Below are 17165 nucleotides of genomic sequence, written 5' to 3' on the forward strand. Positions count from 1 at the left end.
AAAAAATTAACCATTTGCCGCGATGCCGTTAGCTAAAGTCACAAAATCTTGTACTGATAACGTTTCGGGACGCGCCAGTGGATTAAGTCCCCATGCCACAAGCTGGGGTTCTGTGACTGCAGGCAAAATCGGCGATTTTTTAAAAATCGCGCGCAGTGTTTTACGGCGATGATTAAATGCCTCACGCACCACAAGGGCAAACAGCTTTTCATCGTCAGCCACAATCGGTTTTTGTTGATAAGGTCTGAGTCGAAATACCGCACTCGTCACTTTGGGTGGGGGGTTAAATGCCCCATTTGGCACCGTCAGTAAATAATCAGTTTCACAATAATACTGCATCATGATGGATAAACGACCATATTCTCGGCTATCCACCGCTGCGGTAATGCGATCCACCACTTCTTTTTGTAGCATAAAATGCATGTCTTCAATGACATCGGCAAAACTTAATAAATGAAACAATAACGGCGTAGAAATATTGTATGGCAAGTTACCGACAATGCGCATTTTCTTGTCGGTTGTATCATTAGGGTAATCGCCAATGATTTGCTGGAACAGCGCACGGTAATCCACTTCCATGGCGTTGGCTTTGACAATGGTTAAGCCCTCATTGCTATTGGCGCCAATGCGAATGCGCAGGCTGTCTGCCAAATCGGTATCAAGCTCGACAACGGTCAAGCGATTGACTTCCTTGAGTAGCGGCTCAGTAATCGCGCCCATACCTGGTCCAATTTCAACCATCAAATCATCGCGACCTGCATGAATACTGTCAATAATTCTCCCAATAATCACCTGATCATGTAAGAAATTTTGCCCAAAACGTTTTCTAGGCTGATGCGATAAAAAAGCAGAGACCGTCACTCAAAACATTCCTATAAAAATGAAATAATTATCAATGTTGCGCAGTACACGATAACATTCACCGTCATCAGACACAAGTCACATCAAACTGATAATTATAGCATAGCTTGACGCTCCATTATGACAATTTCATGACAACTCGAGACTATCGCAATAGCATGACAACAATTTGCCCAATCGCTCAATTTGAATTTTTGTAGTTTATATCATGCTACAAATTTTTGATGGGTCAATTTTTTGATGCGTCAATCGCCTGTCGAATTCTGATGACTAAGTTGTTATAATGCAACAAATTTAACTAACCCTTTATTTAGTGAGCATTGTATGGGCTTTAATTGTGGTATCGTCGGACTGCCAAATGTTGGTAAATCAACCCTGTTTAACGCATTGACCAAAGCTGGGATTGCGGCAGAAAACTTCCCGTTTTGTACCAAAGATCCCAATACTGGGATTGTGCCTGTACCCGACCCACGTCTCAAACAACTTGCCGATATCGTCAAGCCTGAGCGCGTTGTGCCCACCTCAATGGAATTTGTGGATATTGCCGGTCTAGTGGCAGGCGCCTCCAAAGGCGAAGGCATGGGTAATCAGTTCTTAGCCAATATCCGTGAAACCGATGCGATTGCCCATGTGGTACGCTGCTTTGATGATGACAACGTGATTCACGTCGATGGACGCGTCAACCCATTATCCGATATCGAAACCATCAACACCGAGCTTGCCCTAGCTGACCTTGAAGCAGTGAGCCGTGCGATTATCAATGTCGGTAAAAAAGCCAAAGGCGGTGATAAAGACGCCAAAGCCATGCTGGATGTGTTTAACAAAATTGAGCCATTTTTAGCCGATGGTAAGCCGGCGCGCATGGCAAATTTGGATGAGGATGAGAAAAAAATCATCCGCAGCTATGGTTTAATCACCCTAAAACCCACCATGTATATTGCCAACGTGAGCGAGGATGGCTTTGACAACAATCCTTATCTTGACCAAGTACGGGAATTTGCGGCAAAAGATGATGCGTTGGTGGTCGCGCTATGCAACCAAATCGAATCTGAAATCGCCCAGCTGGATGACGATGAAAAACAAGAGTTTTTAGAAAGTATGGGTATGACTGAGGCAGGGCTTGACCGTGTGATTCGCGCAGGTTACGAGCTGCTTAATATGCAAACGTATTTTACTGCAGGGGTCAAAGAAGTGCGCGCTTGGACGGTCAAAGTCGGTGCGACTGCCCCTGAAGCAGCAGGCGTGATTCATACCGACTTTGAGCGTGGTTTTATCCGTGCCGAAGTGATTGCGTTTGATGATTTTATTGAATATAACGGTGAAAAAGGCGCGGCAGCGGCCGGTAAATCTCGCCTTGAAGGTAAAACCTACATCGTGCAAGATGGCGATGTCATGCACTTTAGATTTAATGTCTGATTGTGCACGCATACGCCGATTCATACAAATAGGCAATTTTAGTTGCCTATTTTTTGCAAGTTTATTTTTTAAAAATGCTTGACTTGTATTGCAAGTCACTATCTTAATCCCTATAATATGCGTTCGTAATTTTGAGAGCCCTCGTTTCCCAGACACTCACTCTCAACTATTAACTCAAAAAGGTTTTTAAACATGAAAACTATCAGTGCTAAACCACATGAAGTGACACACGATTGGTACATCGTCGACGCTGAAGGTAAAACATTAGGTCGCTTGGCGAGCGAAATCGCATCACGCTTACGTGGCAAGCATAAGCCTTCTTACACCCCTCACGTTGACACAGGCGATTATATCGTTGTGATTAATGCTGAGAAAGTTGCCGTGACTGGTAAAAAAGCGCAAGACAAAAAATACTACCGTCACACCGGTTACCCAGGTGGTATCAGAGAGACTAACTTTACCAAACTTATCGCACACAAACCTGCTGACGTACTTAACAAAGCGGTTAAAGGTATGTTGCCAAAAGGCCCATTGGGCTATGCGATGATTAAAAAGTTAAAAGTTTACTCAGGTACTGAGCATCCTCATACTGCTCAACAACCTCAAGTATTAGATATCTAAGGAGTAACACATGGAACGCAATTACGGTACAGGTCGTCGTAAAACTTCAACAGCTCGTGTGTTCTTATCTGCGGGTACAGGTAACATCGTCGTCAATGGTAAGCCACTTGATCAATACTTTGGTCGTGAAACATCAGTAATGGTTGTTCGTCAACCTTTAGAATTACTGGATGCCGCTAGCAAATATGATATTTATGTGACTGTAAAAGGTGGCGGTATCAATGGTCAAGCGGGCGCGATTCGCCACGGTATCACCCGTGCATTGATCGAGTCAGACGAAACCTTAAAACCAGCGCTTAAAGAAGCGGGCTTTGTGACTCGTGACGCGCGTGAAGTTGAACGTAAAAAATTGGGCTTACGTAAAGCACGTAAACGTCCCCAATTCTCAAAACGTTAATATTTTTCGTGGTCGAAATTCTCGTATCGACCGCGTTTTTTGGCGTTTACAAAAAAGACTCTTGTTTACTGCAAGGGTCTTTTTTATTTACCTTAGGTAATTTATTTTATTGCAAAAATAGCATAAAATAGCAAAATTAGCGTAATTTAGGCACAGCTAAGGTGGCAATTCTGTAACAACTGATTTACAATAGCCACAAACCCAGTGTGGGAATATGGTTACCCACTTCATTAATCTGGAGGAGTTCTTAATGAGCCATGCCGAAGGCGTCGACGTTAAGCGTCGAAGAGTTTTAATCGCATCCACTGCCGCTATGGGCGCAGTCGGTGTCGCTGCTATTGCTACGCCGTTTGTGCGTTCATGGTATCCAAGTGCAAAAGCAGAAGCTGCGGGCGCACCTGTTAGCCAAGACCTAAGCAAACTCGAAGCAGGACAAATGATTGTTATCAAATATCGTGGTAAACCGATTTATCTTGTCAAACGTACCAAAGAGATGATGGATAATTTATCAAAAGTAGAATCATCACTTGCCGATCCAAAATCAGAAGGTTCATTACAACCTGACTACTGCAAAAATAATAGCCGCTCAAAAGACAATAGTGAAGTTCTAGTGTGTGAAGGGGTTTGTACTCACTTAGGTTGTGCACCAGGTTATCGTCCTGATGTCGGCGCAGCAGATTTGGGTGGCAGCAGCTGGGTTGGCGGATTTTTATGCCCCTGTCACGGCTCAAAGTATGACTTAGCTGGACGTGTTTTTAAGGGTCAACCTGCGCCTCGTAATTTGCCAGTTCCTGAGTATAGCATCAGCGGTACTATCTTAACGGTGGGGGCATAATATGAGTGCAAAGAAATTTATGCATTGGGTGGATGCGCGCTTTCCAGCGACAGAAACTTATGAATACCATATGTCAAAGTATTACGCACCAAAGAATTTCAACTTTTGGTACTTCTTTGGCGTGTTATCTATGGTGGTATTGGTCAATCAGTTAGTGACGGGTATTTGGCTAACCATGATGTTCAACCCAAGTGCAGAAGGCGCATTTGCTTCTGTAGAATACATTATGCGTGATGTACAAGGTGGTTGGTTAATCCGTTATATGCACTCAACTGGTGCTTCGGCATTTTTCGTGGTCGTGTATCTGCATATGTTCCGTGGCTTGTTGTATGGTTCATACCAAAAACCCCGTGAACTGGTTTGGCTCATCGGTATGGGTATCTATCTGTGCTTAATGGCAGAAGGTTTCTTCGGTTACTTATTACCTTGGGGTAATATGTCATTCTGGGGTGCGCAGGTTATTTTGAACTTACCAGCAGCGATTCCATTTATTGGTGATGCATTGGGAGAATGGGTAAAAGGTGACTATATCATCTCTGGTATTACCTTAAACCGCTTCTTCGCGTTACACGTTGTTGCGATTCCTTTGATTTTAGTGGGTCTGGTATTTGTTCACTTGGTAGCATTGCACCATGTTGGTTCTAATAACCCAGATGGTATCGATATCAAAAAACTTAAAGATAAAAATGGTGTACCCCTTGATGGTGTGGCTTTCCACCCATATTACACCGTACATGATATGATTGGTATCGTGGTATTCTTTATCATTTTCTTTACTGTGGTATTCTTCTTCCCAGAAGGCGGCGGTTTCTTCCTTGAGCCACCAAACTTTGAAGCAGCAAACCCACTTAAGACACCTGCTCACATTGCCCCTGTTTGGTACTATACGCCTTTTTATGCAATGTTACGTGCAACCCCATCTATGTTTGGTTCAGCCCTGCCGGGTGTTATTGTGATGGCAGCATCAATTGCTATTTTATTTGTATTGCCTTGGTTAGACAAATCGCCTGTGCGTTCAATGCGTTATAAAGGTATTTTGTCAAAAATTGCGCTTGCTATCTTTGTTGTTAGTTTCTTGATCTTAGGTTACTTAGGGGTAATTCCATCAAGTGATACCGCAACGATTGTGGCACGTATTTGTACTATTTTGTATTTCTTGTTTTTCTTGCTAATGCCAATCTATACATCGATTGAAACTTGCAAACAGCCACCTGAACGTGTAACTGGAGGTCACTAATGAAAGCGGTTAAAAAATTAGTTGCTGGATTGGGTTTGACAGTTGCATTAGGTTTGGGCGCGACAGCCGCACAAGCTAGCGAAGGCGGCTGTGGCACTTATAAAACAGTTGATGGTAAAGAAGCGCATTTGGCGTGTGAAACCGCTCCTGTAGATTTGACCAATAAAGCGTCTATTCAACGTGGTGCCTCATTATTCATGAGTTACTGTGCAGGCTGTCACTCAGCGCAATATGTTCGCTACTCAAAAATGTACAAAGACTTGGACATTCCAAAAGAGTTGGTGGAAAAATACTTGATGCTGACCACTGACCAAGTCGGTGACCACATCAATGCAGGCGTAGACCCAGAGCTTCAAAAAGCTTGGTTTGGTGCCCAGCCACCTGATTTGTCACTTGAAACCCGTCTACGCGGTAACGATTGGGTTTATACGTACTTGTTAGCCTTCTATGAAGATCCAAGTCGTCCTTGGGGTGCCAACAACATCGTACTACCCAATGTTGCCATGCCGTTCGTCCTTCATGATATGCAAATGAACACCTCAAAAGAAGAATATCGTCGTAATATTGGTGATATCGTCAACTTTATGGCGTGGATGGCAGAGCCGCAAGCGCACCAACGTAAAGTATATGGTTTTTGGGTCATTTTATTCTTACTTGCGTTATTAATTCCAGTGTACTTACTCAATAAAGAATTTTGGAAAGACGTTAAATAAGGGTTGATATAAAAAAAGGTAGCTTAGGCTACCTTTTTTTATGCGCATTTATTGCTTGATTGGTATGATAACTTTCACAGTTATTGCTAATTCAGTCATTTTAAGCTAGGCTTATCCTTTACGCTGATATAGCTTATTATTTTTAACTATGTTGACCCCTACTTCGAATACCCCGTTGATTTATGCCGATGATGGCTACCTAAGTCACCAATTAAGACTGGTTTTACTTGAGAAAAAAATACAATTTAGCGAGACGAACATTCGTGATGATGAGGATTTTGCCGAAGATTTACCTGATATCAATCCTTACAACACGCTGCCGGTATTCATTCATCGTGAATTGATTTTATATAACAATCGCATTATTTTTGAATACCTTGAAGAGCGCTATCATCAGAACAAACTGCTACCTGAAAATCCGATTGAAAAGGCACAATACCGTCAATTATGGTGGCGCATTGAGAAAGACTGGATTAAATTAGCAGATACGCTATTGACCCATAAGGATACCTTAGATGTCAACCAAGCAAAGATTGCCAGAAAGCAACTGACTGAATCTCTTGTTACCATAGCGCCGCTATTTGCCCATAAAGCTTTTTTTCTTTCAGATACCATGGGTGTATGTGATTGCATTTTATCATCGATTTTATATCGCTTAAAACCCATGGGTATTGAATTGCCGCTGCACCTGTGCCGTCCGTTGTATCAATATATGGAGCGGATGTTTAATCGCCCAACCTTTAAAACTAGTTTAAAATAGTAATCATTAAAATAAGAGAATCACCATGGAAAACGACTTTCAACTCACCCCGACTCGCCCTTATATGGTACGCGCTATTTTTGAATGGCTTGAAGACAATAACCTGACCCCACATATCATGGTCGATACGACACAGCCCAATGTTACGGTGCCTGTCGAATATGTGCAAGATGGTCGTATCGTACTTAATATCGCCAGCCGTGCTACAGGTAATTTGGTCATTAATAATGACTTTATTAATTTTCATGCGCGATTTGGCGGTGTTTCGCAAGAATTATGGGTGCCGATGCAAGCGGTGATGGGGATTTATGCCAGAGAAAATTCACAAGGCATGTTCTTTGACCCAACGGAATACGATAATGTGCCGCAATCTGAAATCAACGCCAGTCAACCAGCCGAGTCCACCGATGCACAACGTCCAAAACGTGAGAACAAAGCAGGGTTAAAAATCTTGGATTAGTGCATTGTCACTGGCAATATGGGTTTAATTTTGTTAAAATAATCAATTACTTTTTTAGTTTTGAATAGGATAACCATAGTCATGGCACGTGTCACTGTAGAAGATTGTCTAGAAAATATCCACAACCGTTTTGATTTGATTCTTATTGCCAGTAAACGTGCGCGCCAAATCGCACGCGGTGTATCAGAACCTATGGTTGAGCGTGAAAATGATAAACCAACCGTACTTGCCCTGCGCGAAATCGCTGAGGGCCTTGTGACTAAAGAGATTTTAAATCAACCTGAGCGCGAATTGCCTAACAAATTTCACCATGTTGATTTGAGCATTTCAAGTGGTCATGGATTCTAATGGTAGCTTAAGCCACTGTTACTAGTTAGCGACTATTATTTTATAAAGAGTCACCTTTTTTAGGTGACTTTTTAGTTGAATTAAACGTGGAATGAAACGTGGAATTATATGTAACTTAGCTTGACAATTCGCAGTAATTTTGCGAATAATTAAGATATCTTTATAATACGTTTTTGCTAACTTTAGCTGGTTTGATACCAGCTATTTTTATCCAACCGTTTTTTATGATAGAGTTAACTGCTGACCAGGACAATATGAATTTTTTAGCAGGTTAAACCTATCGATCGTACGTTGAGGGCACATTTTTGAATATATCAACTTTACCAAAATTAAGCCATCCTGATGTGGATATTGCACAGTTTGACCTAATGCGTGTATTGGATTATTTGGATGATGACGAACAGCAAATTGTTCTCAAAGCCTGTGCCTTTGGCGACCAAGCCCATATCAAAGATAAACGCAAATCTGGCGAGCCTTATATCACCCACCCTATGGCGGTAGCGGAGATTTTGGGTAGTTTTCGCATGGATGTCGATACCATTGTGGCGGCGATTTTGCATGATACCGTGGAAGATACGCCTACCACTGAAGAAGATTTGACCCGAGAGTTTGGCAAGGCAGTTGCGCAAATCGTCAATGGTGTCACCAAATTAAAATCCTCCAATGAAAAACACATCAATAAAGCCGCGACTTTTTACCGCATTATTACCGCAACGCTAGAAGACCCGCGCGTGTTGATTGTCAAATTGGCTGACCGCTTGCACAATATGACCACCATTGAAGCTGTGCCTGAAAAAAAACAACAGGCAACCGCACAAGAAACGTTGGATTTTTATGTGCCGTTTGCTCGTACGCTTGGGCTTAATGATTTAGCCGACTATATCGAGATTTTATGTTATCGCAGCCTAAATGCGCCTATGTATAACAAGTTATCCGATAAGCTTATGCAGCATGGTTTGGGGCGCACCTTTCAACAAGAAGCTATTCATAACTATTTAAATATCGTTTTGAGCCGACTGGATGTTAAAGGTTATGTCAAAGATGTCGATAATCGCGTGACTTTGTTTCGCCAGTTCTTTAAAAACCGCGGCGAAATCACCGATTTGCTGTGGCATTATGAATTTATGCTGGTCATGGATAAAGTGGAAGACTGCGACCAAATCGCCAAGTATTTTATCAATAAATACCAAATTGCGCCTGAGTGTATCGAAGACAATATCCGCCATCCGCGTGCGGGGGGCAACCAATCACTGACCATTACCTATAAAAACGGCCATGATACCATCAAAGTGGTCATTCTGACTAAAACCATGCTCAAAACCACCCGTTTAGGGATTTTGATGGGTGAAGCAGCATCGCCTCTTAGCCAGTCGGTAATTCAGGCCTCTCTACGCAATCTGCAAAACTTGATTGCCGACAATGAAAGCGATATCGAAGAGCAGCCGTCTGATGCGGTGACGGTGGTCGATAAACTGATTGATTATCTTCACGAACGTAAAATTATTTGCTATACCCCAAACGGTGATGCTTATGAGTTGCCGCGCGGCTCCACAGCGCTTGACTTCGCCTATACTATCAGTACCCATATCGGTAACCGTGCAACCGGCGCTGAAATCAATGGCGTAGAAGCCAAACTGGGTACGATTTTGAAAACCGGCAATAGGGTCAAAATTCATACCGACCCCAATGCGATTCCAAAAGCGGAGTGGCTGGGTTTTGTGGCAACCAATAAAGCGCGGCGTGCCTTGTTTGAATGGTTAAAAGGCTTAAATCCAGAGCAAAAAGAGCACGAAGGTAAAACCGCCTTTGAGCGCGCGCTTAAAACGCAAAATCTTTCACTCGCTGATGTGAGTGATGAACAATGGCAATTGCTACTTGATTGGCGTGGCTTACAGGATAAAAGTGCGTTCTTTACGGAGTTTACCACAGGTAAATTGCTACCGCAGATTGCCGTTTCGCGCTTATTGACCCAAGAGCAGCTTGCTAAAAACCAAGCCAGCGCCCATGCCGCTAACCAACCGCAAAGCTTGATTGCGGATGCCGCCAATATGGAGATGAATTTTTCCAGCTGTTGTCATCCTGTGTATGGCGACCCGATTGTCGGGCATATTTCAAAAAATGGCTTGGTGGTGCATCGACATAAATGTTTTTCAATTGATGAAATTCGCCGTGTCAATGAATACCAAGTGATTCCGCTACATTGGCGAGTGTCTAACAGTGAGGATGAGATATCCAAGCGTATTTATTTTGATGCCGCGCTAAAAATTAATCAAAACCTGACCGATGAGCAAATCAGCGATTTAATCTTTATTGTACGTGATACTCAGGCGGGTTTTGAGTATATTGAACAGCGTAATGGCTATACCTTGCTGTTTGTGGTGGTGCAAAGCCGTGCCCAGATTGCAAGCTTAATTCAGCGCCTACGCACCTTCTTGGGCTATCCCAATATTGTAAGGCTGTATCAATGGAATGACGAAGTGCTACTTTCTCAGAGCCAAAACACGTCTGCGCCAAAAAATAAAGATATTTTATAAACCCATCATACTGTAATAGGAAATAATATGAGCCGTGACATCATTCATACTGACAATGCCCCTGCTGCGGTAGGCACTTATTCACAAGCCGTGAAGGTTGATAAGACTGTCTATATTTCAGGTCAAATCGGACTCGACCCAAATACCATGACCCTAGCCGATGGCTTTGTCAATCAGGCCAACCAAGTCATGTCAAACATCGAGGCTATCTGCCAAGCCGCAGGTGGTTCGCTTGCCAATGTGGTGAAATTTAATGTTTCGCTCACCGATTTGGCAGATTTTACGGCCTTAAATGAGATTTTTGCGGCGCGCCTAACTGCGCCTTACCCTGCCCGTGCCGCGGTGCAAGTGGCCGCCTTGCCAAAAGGTGCGGTGGTCGAAATTGAAGCGATTTTGGTTTTAGATTGATTTTGGTTTTATAATGTTAACCCGCTCAAATGGAAGGTGAGTTACAAGACTTGCCTTTTTTTATGTCAAATTTTTGCCTATCTGACAACAGTTTAATGCCTAGAATTGGGCTATAATTTAACCCTACAACAATTTTTAAAGGTGTGTTTTGCTGATACAAGTTGCCTTACCTGTCCCCATTGATTCGGTGTTCGATTATCGCGTTGTGGGCGATGCGTTGCCCGCGATTGGCTGCCGCGTCCGAGTACCGTTCGGTGCGCGCAAATTGGTCGGCATTGTGGTGGCGCATATTGAGCACAGTCAGCTTACGCAAAATGCGATTAAACCTGTATTGGACATACTTGATGAAGTGCCAATTGTCGATGAGGCTTTGCTAAAACTCGCTTATTGGCTGTCTGCTTATTACTGCTATCCGCTTGGCGATGTGTTCGCTGTCATGCTGCCGACATTAGTTCGCCAAGGCATGACGCTTGACTACCGACAATTATGTTGGCAACAACTACGCGATGCCACTGACGAGGATTTTTCCGCCAGTGCAAAAAAACAACGACAACAATTTGCTTTATGTGAATTGGTCATCAACTCGCATGGCAATTCGCATAGCAATTCACATAGCAATGCCACAAAGCTTGTAAGTGAGTTTGCGCTGATAGACCATGGTGTTGAGCCGGCTTATTTAAAAAAATTTGAGCAAAAAGGTCTAATTGCGCCTGTTTATCAAATGCCGTCTTTACCCAAGCTTGCTAAGCTTGCCACCACGCCGCTCACCTTAAATTTGCAGCAACAACAAGCGGTGCAAAAAATCACCCATGCCTGCCAGCAGCCACACTATGAAGGTTTTTTGCTCAATGGGATTACCGGAAGTGGTAAGACCGAAGTGTATTTGCAAGTGATGCAAACGGTACTGGCACAAGGCAAACAAGTGCTTATCTTAGTGCCAGAAATTGGGCTGACCCCACAGACCAGACAGCGATTTGCCGAACGATTTGACGCCCAAGTATTAATGCTACATTCGGGGCTTAATGACACCGTGCGGCTTGATGGCTGGCAACAATGCCGACTGGGCTATGCGCAAATTATTATCGGTACGCGTTCGTCAGTGTTATATCCATTTGCCAATTTAGGGCTGATTATTGTCGATGAATCACATGACCAATCTTACAAACAGCAAGACTCACTGCGCTATCACGCCAGTGATGTGGCGCTATATCGTGGGTTTCAGCTTAATTGTCCGGTGATTTTGGGCACCGCGACGCCATCGCTTGAAAGCCTATATTTGGTACAACAAGGTAAACTCACCGAGCTTACTTTGACCCAGCGTGCAGGCGATGCCAAACCTGCCATCATGCAGCTGATTGATGCGCGCCAACAGGCATGGCAAAACGGTTTGGCGCAAAGCTTAATTCAAGCCATTCGGCAAACGTTGGATAAAGATGAGCAAGTATTGGTATTTTTAAACCGTCGTGGCTACGCGCCTATCTTATTGTGTGATGCCTGCGGTTGGCAAGCAGACTGCCCGCGCTGTGATGCGCATTTGACAGTGCATTTTCAGCCAGTGGCAATGCTAAAATGCCACCACTGCGATTGGCAGCAAGCCATCCCGAACCATTGCCCTAGCTGTGGTAGTAGCAATCTTGACCCTGTGGGCATGGGTACTGCGCGGATGGTTGAAGGGTTAACTGAACTTTTCCCCGATGTACCTGTGATTCAGATTGACCGCGATACCACGCGTAAAAAAAACAGTTGGGAGCAAGTGTATCAGCGTATTGCTGATAATCCCAAAGCCATTTTGGTGGGCACGCAAATGGTGGCTAAAGGGCATCATTTCCCCAATGTGACGTTGGTGGCAATCCCCAATGCTGATCGTGGCTTTTTATCCTCAGATTTTCGCTCGCCTGAGCATACCGCCCAGCTGATTATCCAAGTGGCCGGTCGTGCGGGTCGTGCCGATAAAGCAGGTCTGGTACTGATACAAACTCTGCAACCTGAAAATCCGGCGTTACTGACTTTGGTACGTGAAGGATATCTGAGTTTTGCCCAGCAATTATTGGCTGAGCGGCGCATGTTGGGATTGCCGCCATTTACTTACGCTTGTTTGGTACGGGTGGAAAGCAAATCGTTAGAAAACAATCAGCAAATTTTGCATCAAGCGATGGCGCTGTTGCCATCACGCCAGCACATGACAGCCTTGGGCATTGCCATTAATGGCCCGGTGGATGCGCCGATGGCAAAGAAAAACAGTCGCTATCACTCGCATTTATTAATTTTGACCAAAACACGACACGTTCGCCAGCAGCTATTGTCGGACTGGTGGCGACAGACGATTGCGTTGCCATCGGCAAAGTATGCCAGACTGTCGATTGACATTGATCCGATGAGCTGGTCTTAACCTGACTTGCAAAACCATTGCTTTTGCTAAAGCGCTTATTTCACGATGATCTTTAAATGGGCTTTTTTCAAGTCGCTGATTGGGCTACAATTTAGCTAATTTTTACCATTAATTAGTGTAAGTAAATAACAATGACCTCACAACCGCTTCAAGATTCAAAGCAGCCCACTGGCGCGCACCCTAACGACCCTCATGTGCCACATCATGAGCAGCCTAATGCGCATGGTCATGGCAACAATCACCGCCATGAGGACGCTGACCACAGCCATAGTCATAGTCACAGCCATACGGATAATCAGCGTATCGTCACGATAGCGTTTGCCATCATTGCAAGCTATATGGTTGTTGAAGTCATCGGCGGTTATATTACCGGCAGTTTGGCGTTGTTATCAGATGCAGGTCATATGTTTAGTGATGCAGTGTCACTTGCCATGACTTTGTTTGCGTTTATCATCGGTAAAAAATCTGCTACCTCCCATAAAACTTTTGGCTATCGCCGTTTTGAGATTTTGATTGCGCTCATCAATGGTCTGACGCTACTGATTATCAGTGCAGGTATTATCTATGAAGCGGTGCTGCGTTTTCAGCAGCCGCCACAAATCGCCACCACGGGTATGCTAGTTATCAGTACTATTGGACTTATCGTCAATTTGGTGGTCGCCAAACTGATGCACGGTGGTGATACCGATAATCTCAACATGAAAAGCGCTTATTTACATGTATTAAGTGACTTACTAGGCTCGGTGGCTGCGATTATTGCTGCTATTGTGATTATGCTGTTTGGCTGGGTGTGGGCAGATGCGGCAGTGAGTATTTTGGTGGCGCTACTGATTGTTCGTAGTGGCTATGCTGTCGTCAAAAATGCCGCCCATATTTTGATGGAAGGCGCGCCCAATCATATTGACCAAAGCGTTATTATAGACACCCTCTCTGCCCACCCAAATGTGTTATCGGTTCATGATTTACACGTCTGGACGATTACCAGCGGCTTACATAGTTTATCTTGTCATATCATCGTCCCAAGCTCGCTTACCCTGCAGCAAACTGATGCGCTATTATCAGACTTACAGCATGAGTTACAGCATTTAGGCATTGGGCACAGTACCATTCAATTTGAGAGTGATTTGCATGCGCACTCCGCGCAGTTTAATTGTGACATTACCAGCACACCCCCTGTCCATGCGCATGCGCACGCGCACTAACCGAATTTTTGACCCGAAGTGCAAAAAGTCGATGTTGCCGTTCAGCGTTTTTAGTTTTTGTTTTGTGGGGTTTGCTGTTTGCTTGCTTAATTTTTCTTATGATTAACTGCTTAATTTTGCGCATTACTTAGGCTAAATATGTTAGGATGAATCAGCACGCTGCTGTGGCAAGCCTTATTTGCTAAACGCTTGCTAAACGTTTGCCAAACAATTAAACATCTGTATTTAATATCCACATTAGGTTTCTATTAAATCTATATAACAATCATTAGCTTACTGGAGGTAAACGCGTATGACACACCGTTCTGCACCTTTCGTGGCACCCAACTTGCATCTCACCCAATCTGATGGCTCAGACAACTCAGATAATGGCAATTCCTCAGCATTGCTGGTTGATGAAAAGGCGCATAAAAAACAGGTCAAGTTATTGCTCTCCACCTTGCAAGCCGATATTGCCCAGTTTCGGGATAATTTTTTTCCGCCGCCCTATCTCACCCAAATTCAAGACTTGCCTATTTATGCAGGCAATTTGGCAGAGGTGCAAAGCTATGAGCAAACCTGGCAAGCTCTGATTGATCGCGCCAAAGGGTTTTATCCTTCAGCAGGATTGCCGCCTGATTATCTGCCATTACCCGCAAGCCTTGAGATACCGCAGTTTATTTATCATGTGCAAAAACTGCATTTGACCCGTACCAAAGCCAAAGAATCCAAAAATTTTGGCTCGGTGGGTGCACTGGTTGAAAAATGCGGTCCGTATGAGGATGCCCAGTTAATGGCGATGGAAAATGCCCTAGCGAAAAGCGAAGACGTGCGGCTGGTGGCGCATCGTGAATTTATTGATTTACGCGCTTATGTGTTTTGTCGCAATCCCAAAGGTGAATTGCTAGAGCCTGAACGGATTCGTTTTTATCGCACAGGTCTGGTCATTCAAACATTAGCAGACTTTAAAGTGGTGGACAGTCGCCAGACTCCCCGTAAAAAACGCAATGACGCCTATAAAAATGCGATTGCCGATAATGGGATTTGGAAAATTTTTGTCAAAAATTAAAAATAATTGAGGTTTTGTATGTTTGTGCTTGCTGCCAGTGCTGATAGTTCTATGATGCTTGACGCAACTATCTTTTTGGGTACGGCAGTGATTTTGATACCGCTTGCAAAGCGTTTTGGTATCGCCACGGTATTGGGTTATTTGTTTACAGGCTTATTGCTGGGTCCAAGTTTTTTGAAAGTTGCGGGTAACCCCGATGACTTGCTGCATTTTTCTGAATTTGGGGTCGTGCTGCTATTATTTATTATTGGTTTAGAGCTACAGCCCTCTCGGCTTTGGGCACTTAGGCAACAGATTTTTGTGTTAGGCGGGCTGCAGGTGATTGTCACGGGCGTGGTGCTGATGCTGCTATCGTGGTATTTTTTAGATATTCGGCTATCAAATAGCTTTGTCATCGGTTTTGGCTTGGCGCTGTCATCAACGGCGTTTGTGTTGCAGTTATTGGGTGAAAAAAAGCAGCTTGCCACCACCCATGGTCAGCAAGCCTTTACTATTTTATTGTTTCAAGATATCGCGGTTATTCCTTTACTTGCCGCATTGCCATTTTTGTCGGGCGCGCAGGAGCAAAATTACGATTGGATTTATTTTGCCAAAGTCATCAGTATTTTTGCTGGCATGATATTTGTCAGTCGGTTTGTGGTACGTCCTTTCTTTAAGTTTGTAGCTTCTAGTAACGCCACCGAGCTGCTCACCGCCACGGCGTTGTTTATCGTACTGGGTGTGTCGCTATTGATGAATTATATAGGCTTGTCAATGGCACTTGGGGCATTTTTAACCGGGGTGCTGCTGGCTGACTCCGAATACCGCCACGAGTTAGAGGCGAGTATTGAGCCATTTAAAGGTTTGCTGCTTGGGCTGTTTTTTATGTCAGTCGGTATGCTCACCAACGTCAAATTAATTGTCGCCAAGCCCTTCCTCATCATTGGCTTGGCAGGATTGCTGATGCTCATTAAGTTTGTGGTGCTGACAATCATTGCGCGGCTCATGGGCAACAAAAACGAAAGCAGTATCCGTCTTGGGGTGACGCTAGCGCAAGGTGGGGAATTTGCGTTTGTACTGTTTAGCGTGGCGACCGCCCAGCATCTGTTAACCCGTGAACAACAAAATATCCTAAACCTTGTGGTGACTGTCTCAATGGCAATGACGCCTCTGGCATTTTTATTACTGGAAAAAATTGGCAATCCGCTATTTGCCAAAGCTACGCCCAGTAAAGAATACGACAAAATACCCAACCATGAGCACGCAGTGGTGATTGCAGGCTTTGGACGTGTCGGGCAAATCATCGGTCGTGTGCTACGCATGCACAATATTGAATTTACCGCGATTGAAAAATCTGCCAACCAAGTCGATTTCGTCCGCAAATTTGGTAACCAAGTATACTACGGCAATCCCAAAAACCCAGAAATTTTGCGGGCGGCAGGGCTGGAAAACGCCAAGGTTTTTATCATCGCGATTGGTGATATTGAACTATCTGAGACGGTCGCCGCTTATGTCGTACGCAATTATCCGCATCTGACCATCTTGGCACGTGCCAAAAACCGTGAGCATTATTATCGTTTGCGCGATGTGGGTGTTAAGTATATTTGGCGAGAGACTTACCTAACTTCGCTGGATATGTCACGCGAAACCTTGGAAATATTGGGCATGGATCCAAAAACCGCACGAAAAACCGTGCAAATGTTCCGCGATTATGATGACGCATTGATTGAACGCCAGCGCGCCATCTATGAAGATGAAGCCGAGATGATTGCCTCAGCACAATCGGCGATTCAAGAACTCGAAAGCTTATTTGATAGCGATATGACCACCGCGAAACATGAACTCCATAAAGACAAAGAGCGGTTTGAAAAATTGGCCGAGGAATCCTACTCGCAAACAAAAAAATAACCCAAAAAAACCATCAAAAGAAACGAACATTTAAAATGTTAAAAATCAT

At 44.0% G+C, this 17165-nt stretch carries 16 protein-coding genes; 15 read left to right on the forward strand and 1 reads right to left on the reverse strand.

Features of this window, described 5'->3' with window-relative positions; genetic code table 11:
• Positions 1–6: 6 nt before the first annotated feature.
• The gene (rsmA, locus tag RTL34_RS01285; RefSeq protein WP_312113961.1) at positions 7–861 is read right to left on the reverse strand and encodes a 16S rRNA (adenine(1518)-N(6)/adenine(1519)-N(6))-dimethyltransferase RsmA; all 855 of its coding nucleotides are present in this window, start codon (positions 859–861) and stop codon (positions 7–9) included.
• 324 nt (positions 862–1185) lie between these two features.
• On the opposite strand from rsmA, the gene ychF reads away from it, so the two are divergent.
• From ychF to RTL34_RS01360, 15 genes are all read left to right on the forward strand, one after another.
• Positions 1186–2277 (forward strand): redox-regulated ATPase YchF, encoded by a 1092-nt coding sequence (ychF, locus tag RTL34_RS01290; protein WP_062334373.1) that lies wholly within the window; start codon positions 1186–1188, stop codon positions 2275–2277.
• A gap of 192 nt (positions 2278–2469) precedes the next feature.
• On the forward strand, positions 2470–2898 hold the full coding sequence (gene rplM, locus RTL34_RS01295) for a 50S ribosomal protein L13 (protein ID WP_007116509.1): 429 nt from the start codon (positions 2470–2472) through the stop codon (positions 2896–2898).
• 10 nt (positions 2899–2908) lie between these two features.
• Positions 2909–3295: a 30S ribosomal protein S9 gene (gene rpsI, locus RTL34_RS01300; protein ID WP_007116510.1), complete on the forward strand. Its 387-nt coding sequence runs from the start codon at positions 2909–2911 to the stop codon at positions 3293–3295.
• A gap of 250 nt (positions 3296–3545) precedes the next feature.
• A complete protein-coding gene (gene petA, locus RTL34_RS01305) occupies positions 3546–4130 on the forward strand; it encodes a ubiquinol-cytochrome c reductase iron-sulfur subunit (RefSeq protein WP_007116512.1) in 585 nt (194 codons plus the stop codon).
• Between the two features lie 19 nt (positions 4131–4149).
• Positions 4150–5367 (forward strand): cytochrome b, encoded by a 1218-nt coding sequence (locus tag RTL34_RS01310; RefSeq protein ID WP_175405749.1) that lies wholly within the window; start codon positions 4150–4152, stop codon positions 5365–5367.
• Positions 5367–6080 carry a cytochrome c1 gene (locus RTL34_RS01315; protein WP_007116514.1) on the forward strand — a complete coding sequence of 238 codons (714 nt, stop codon included), beginning with the start codon at positions 5367–5369 and terminating at the stop codon, positions 6078–6080. Before RTL34_RS01310 ends, RTL34_RS01315 begins: the two co-directional genes overlap by 1 nt.
• A 148-nt stretch (positions 6081–6228) precedes the next feature.
• Positions 6229–6840 carry a glutathione S-transferase N-terminal domain-containing protein gene (locus tag RTL34_RS01320; protein WP_312113966.1) on the forward strand — a complete coding sequence of 204 codons (612 nt, stop codon included), beginning with the start codon at positions 6229–6231 and terminating at the stop codon, positions 6838–6840.
• A 25-nt stretch (positions 6841–6865) separates the two neighbouring features.
• A complete protein-coding gene (locus RTL34_RS01325) occupies positions 6866–7300 on the forward strand; it encodes a ClpXP protease specificity-enhancing factor (RefSeq protein ID WP_312113968.1) in 435 nt (144 codons plus the stop codon).
• Positions 7301–7381: 81 nt separating this feature from the next.
• The gene (rpoZ, locus tag RTL34_RS01330; RefSeq protein ID WP_007116517.1) at positions 7382–7648 is read left to right on the forward strand and encodes a DNA-directed RNA polymerase subunit omega; all 267 of its coding nucleotides are present in this window, start codon (positions 7382–7384) and stop codon (positions 7646–7648) included.
• Positions 7649–8016: 368 nt separating this feature from the next.
• Positions 8017–10182 carry an HD domain-containing protein gene (locus RTL34_RS01335; protein WP_081454559.1) on the forward strand — a complete coding sequence of 722 codons (2166 nt, stop codon included), beginning with the start codon at positions 8017–8019 and terminating at the stop codon, positions 10180–10182.
• 27 nt (positions 10183–10209) lie between these two features.
• Positions 10210–10590: a Rid family detoxifying hydrolase gene (locus tag RTL34_RS01340; RefSeq protein ID WP_224053597.1), complete on the forward strand. Its 381-nt coding sequence runs from the start codon at positions 10210–10212 to the stop codon at positions 10588–10590.
• 148 nt (positions 10591–10738) lie between these two features.
• Positions 10739–12979: a primosomal protein N' gene (locus tag RTL34_RS01345; RefSeq protein WP_312113973.1), complete on the forward strand. Its 2241-nt coding sequence runs from the start codon at positions 10739–10741 to the stop codon at positions 12977–12979.
• Between the two features lie 131 nt (positions 12980–13110).
• Positions 13111–14181, forward strand: a complete 1071-nt coding sequence (locus RTL34_RS01350; protein WP_312113975.1) for a cation diffusion facilitator family transporter — start codon at positions 13111–13113, stop codon at positions 14179–14181.
• 292 nt (positions 14182–14473) lie between these two features.
• A complete protein-coding gene (locus tag RTL34_RS01355) occupies positions 14474–15229 on the forward strand; it encodes a hypothetical protein (protein WP_312113977.1) in 756 nt (251 codons plus the stop codon).
• An 18-nt stretch (positions 15230–15247) separates the two neighbouring features.
• Positions 15248–17116 (forward strand): monovalent cation:proton antiporter-2 (CPA2) family protein, encoded by a 1869-nt coding sequence (locus RTL34_RS01360; protein ID WP_312113978.1) that lies wholly within the window; start codon positions 15248–15250, stop codon positions 17114–17116.
• Positions 17117–17165: the final 49 nt, after the last annotated feature.

The organism is Moraxella sp. CTOTU47915 (genome assembly GCF_031986685.1).
GTDB classification, from domain to species: domain Bacteria; phylum Pseudomonadota; class Gammaproteobacteria; order Pseudomonadales; family Moraxellaceae; genus Faucicola; species Faucicola tetraodonis.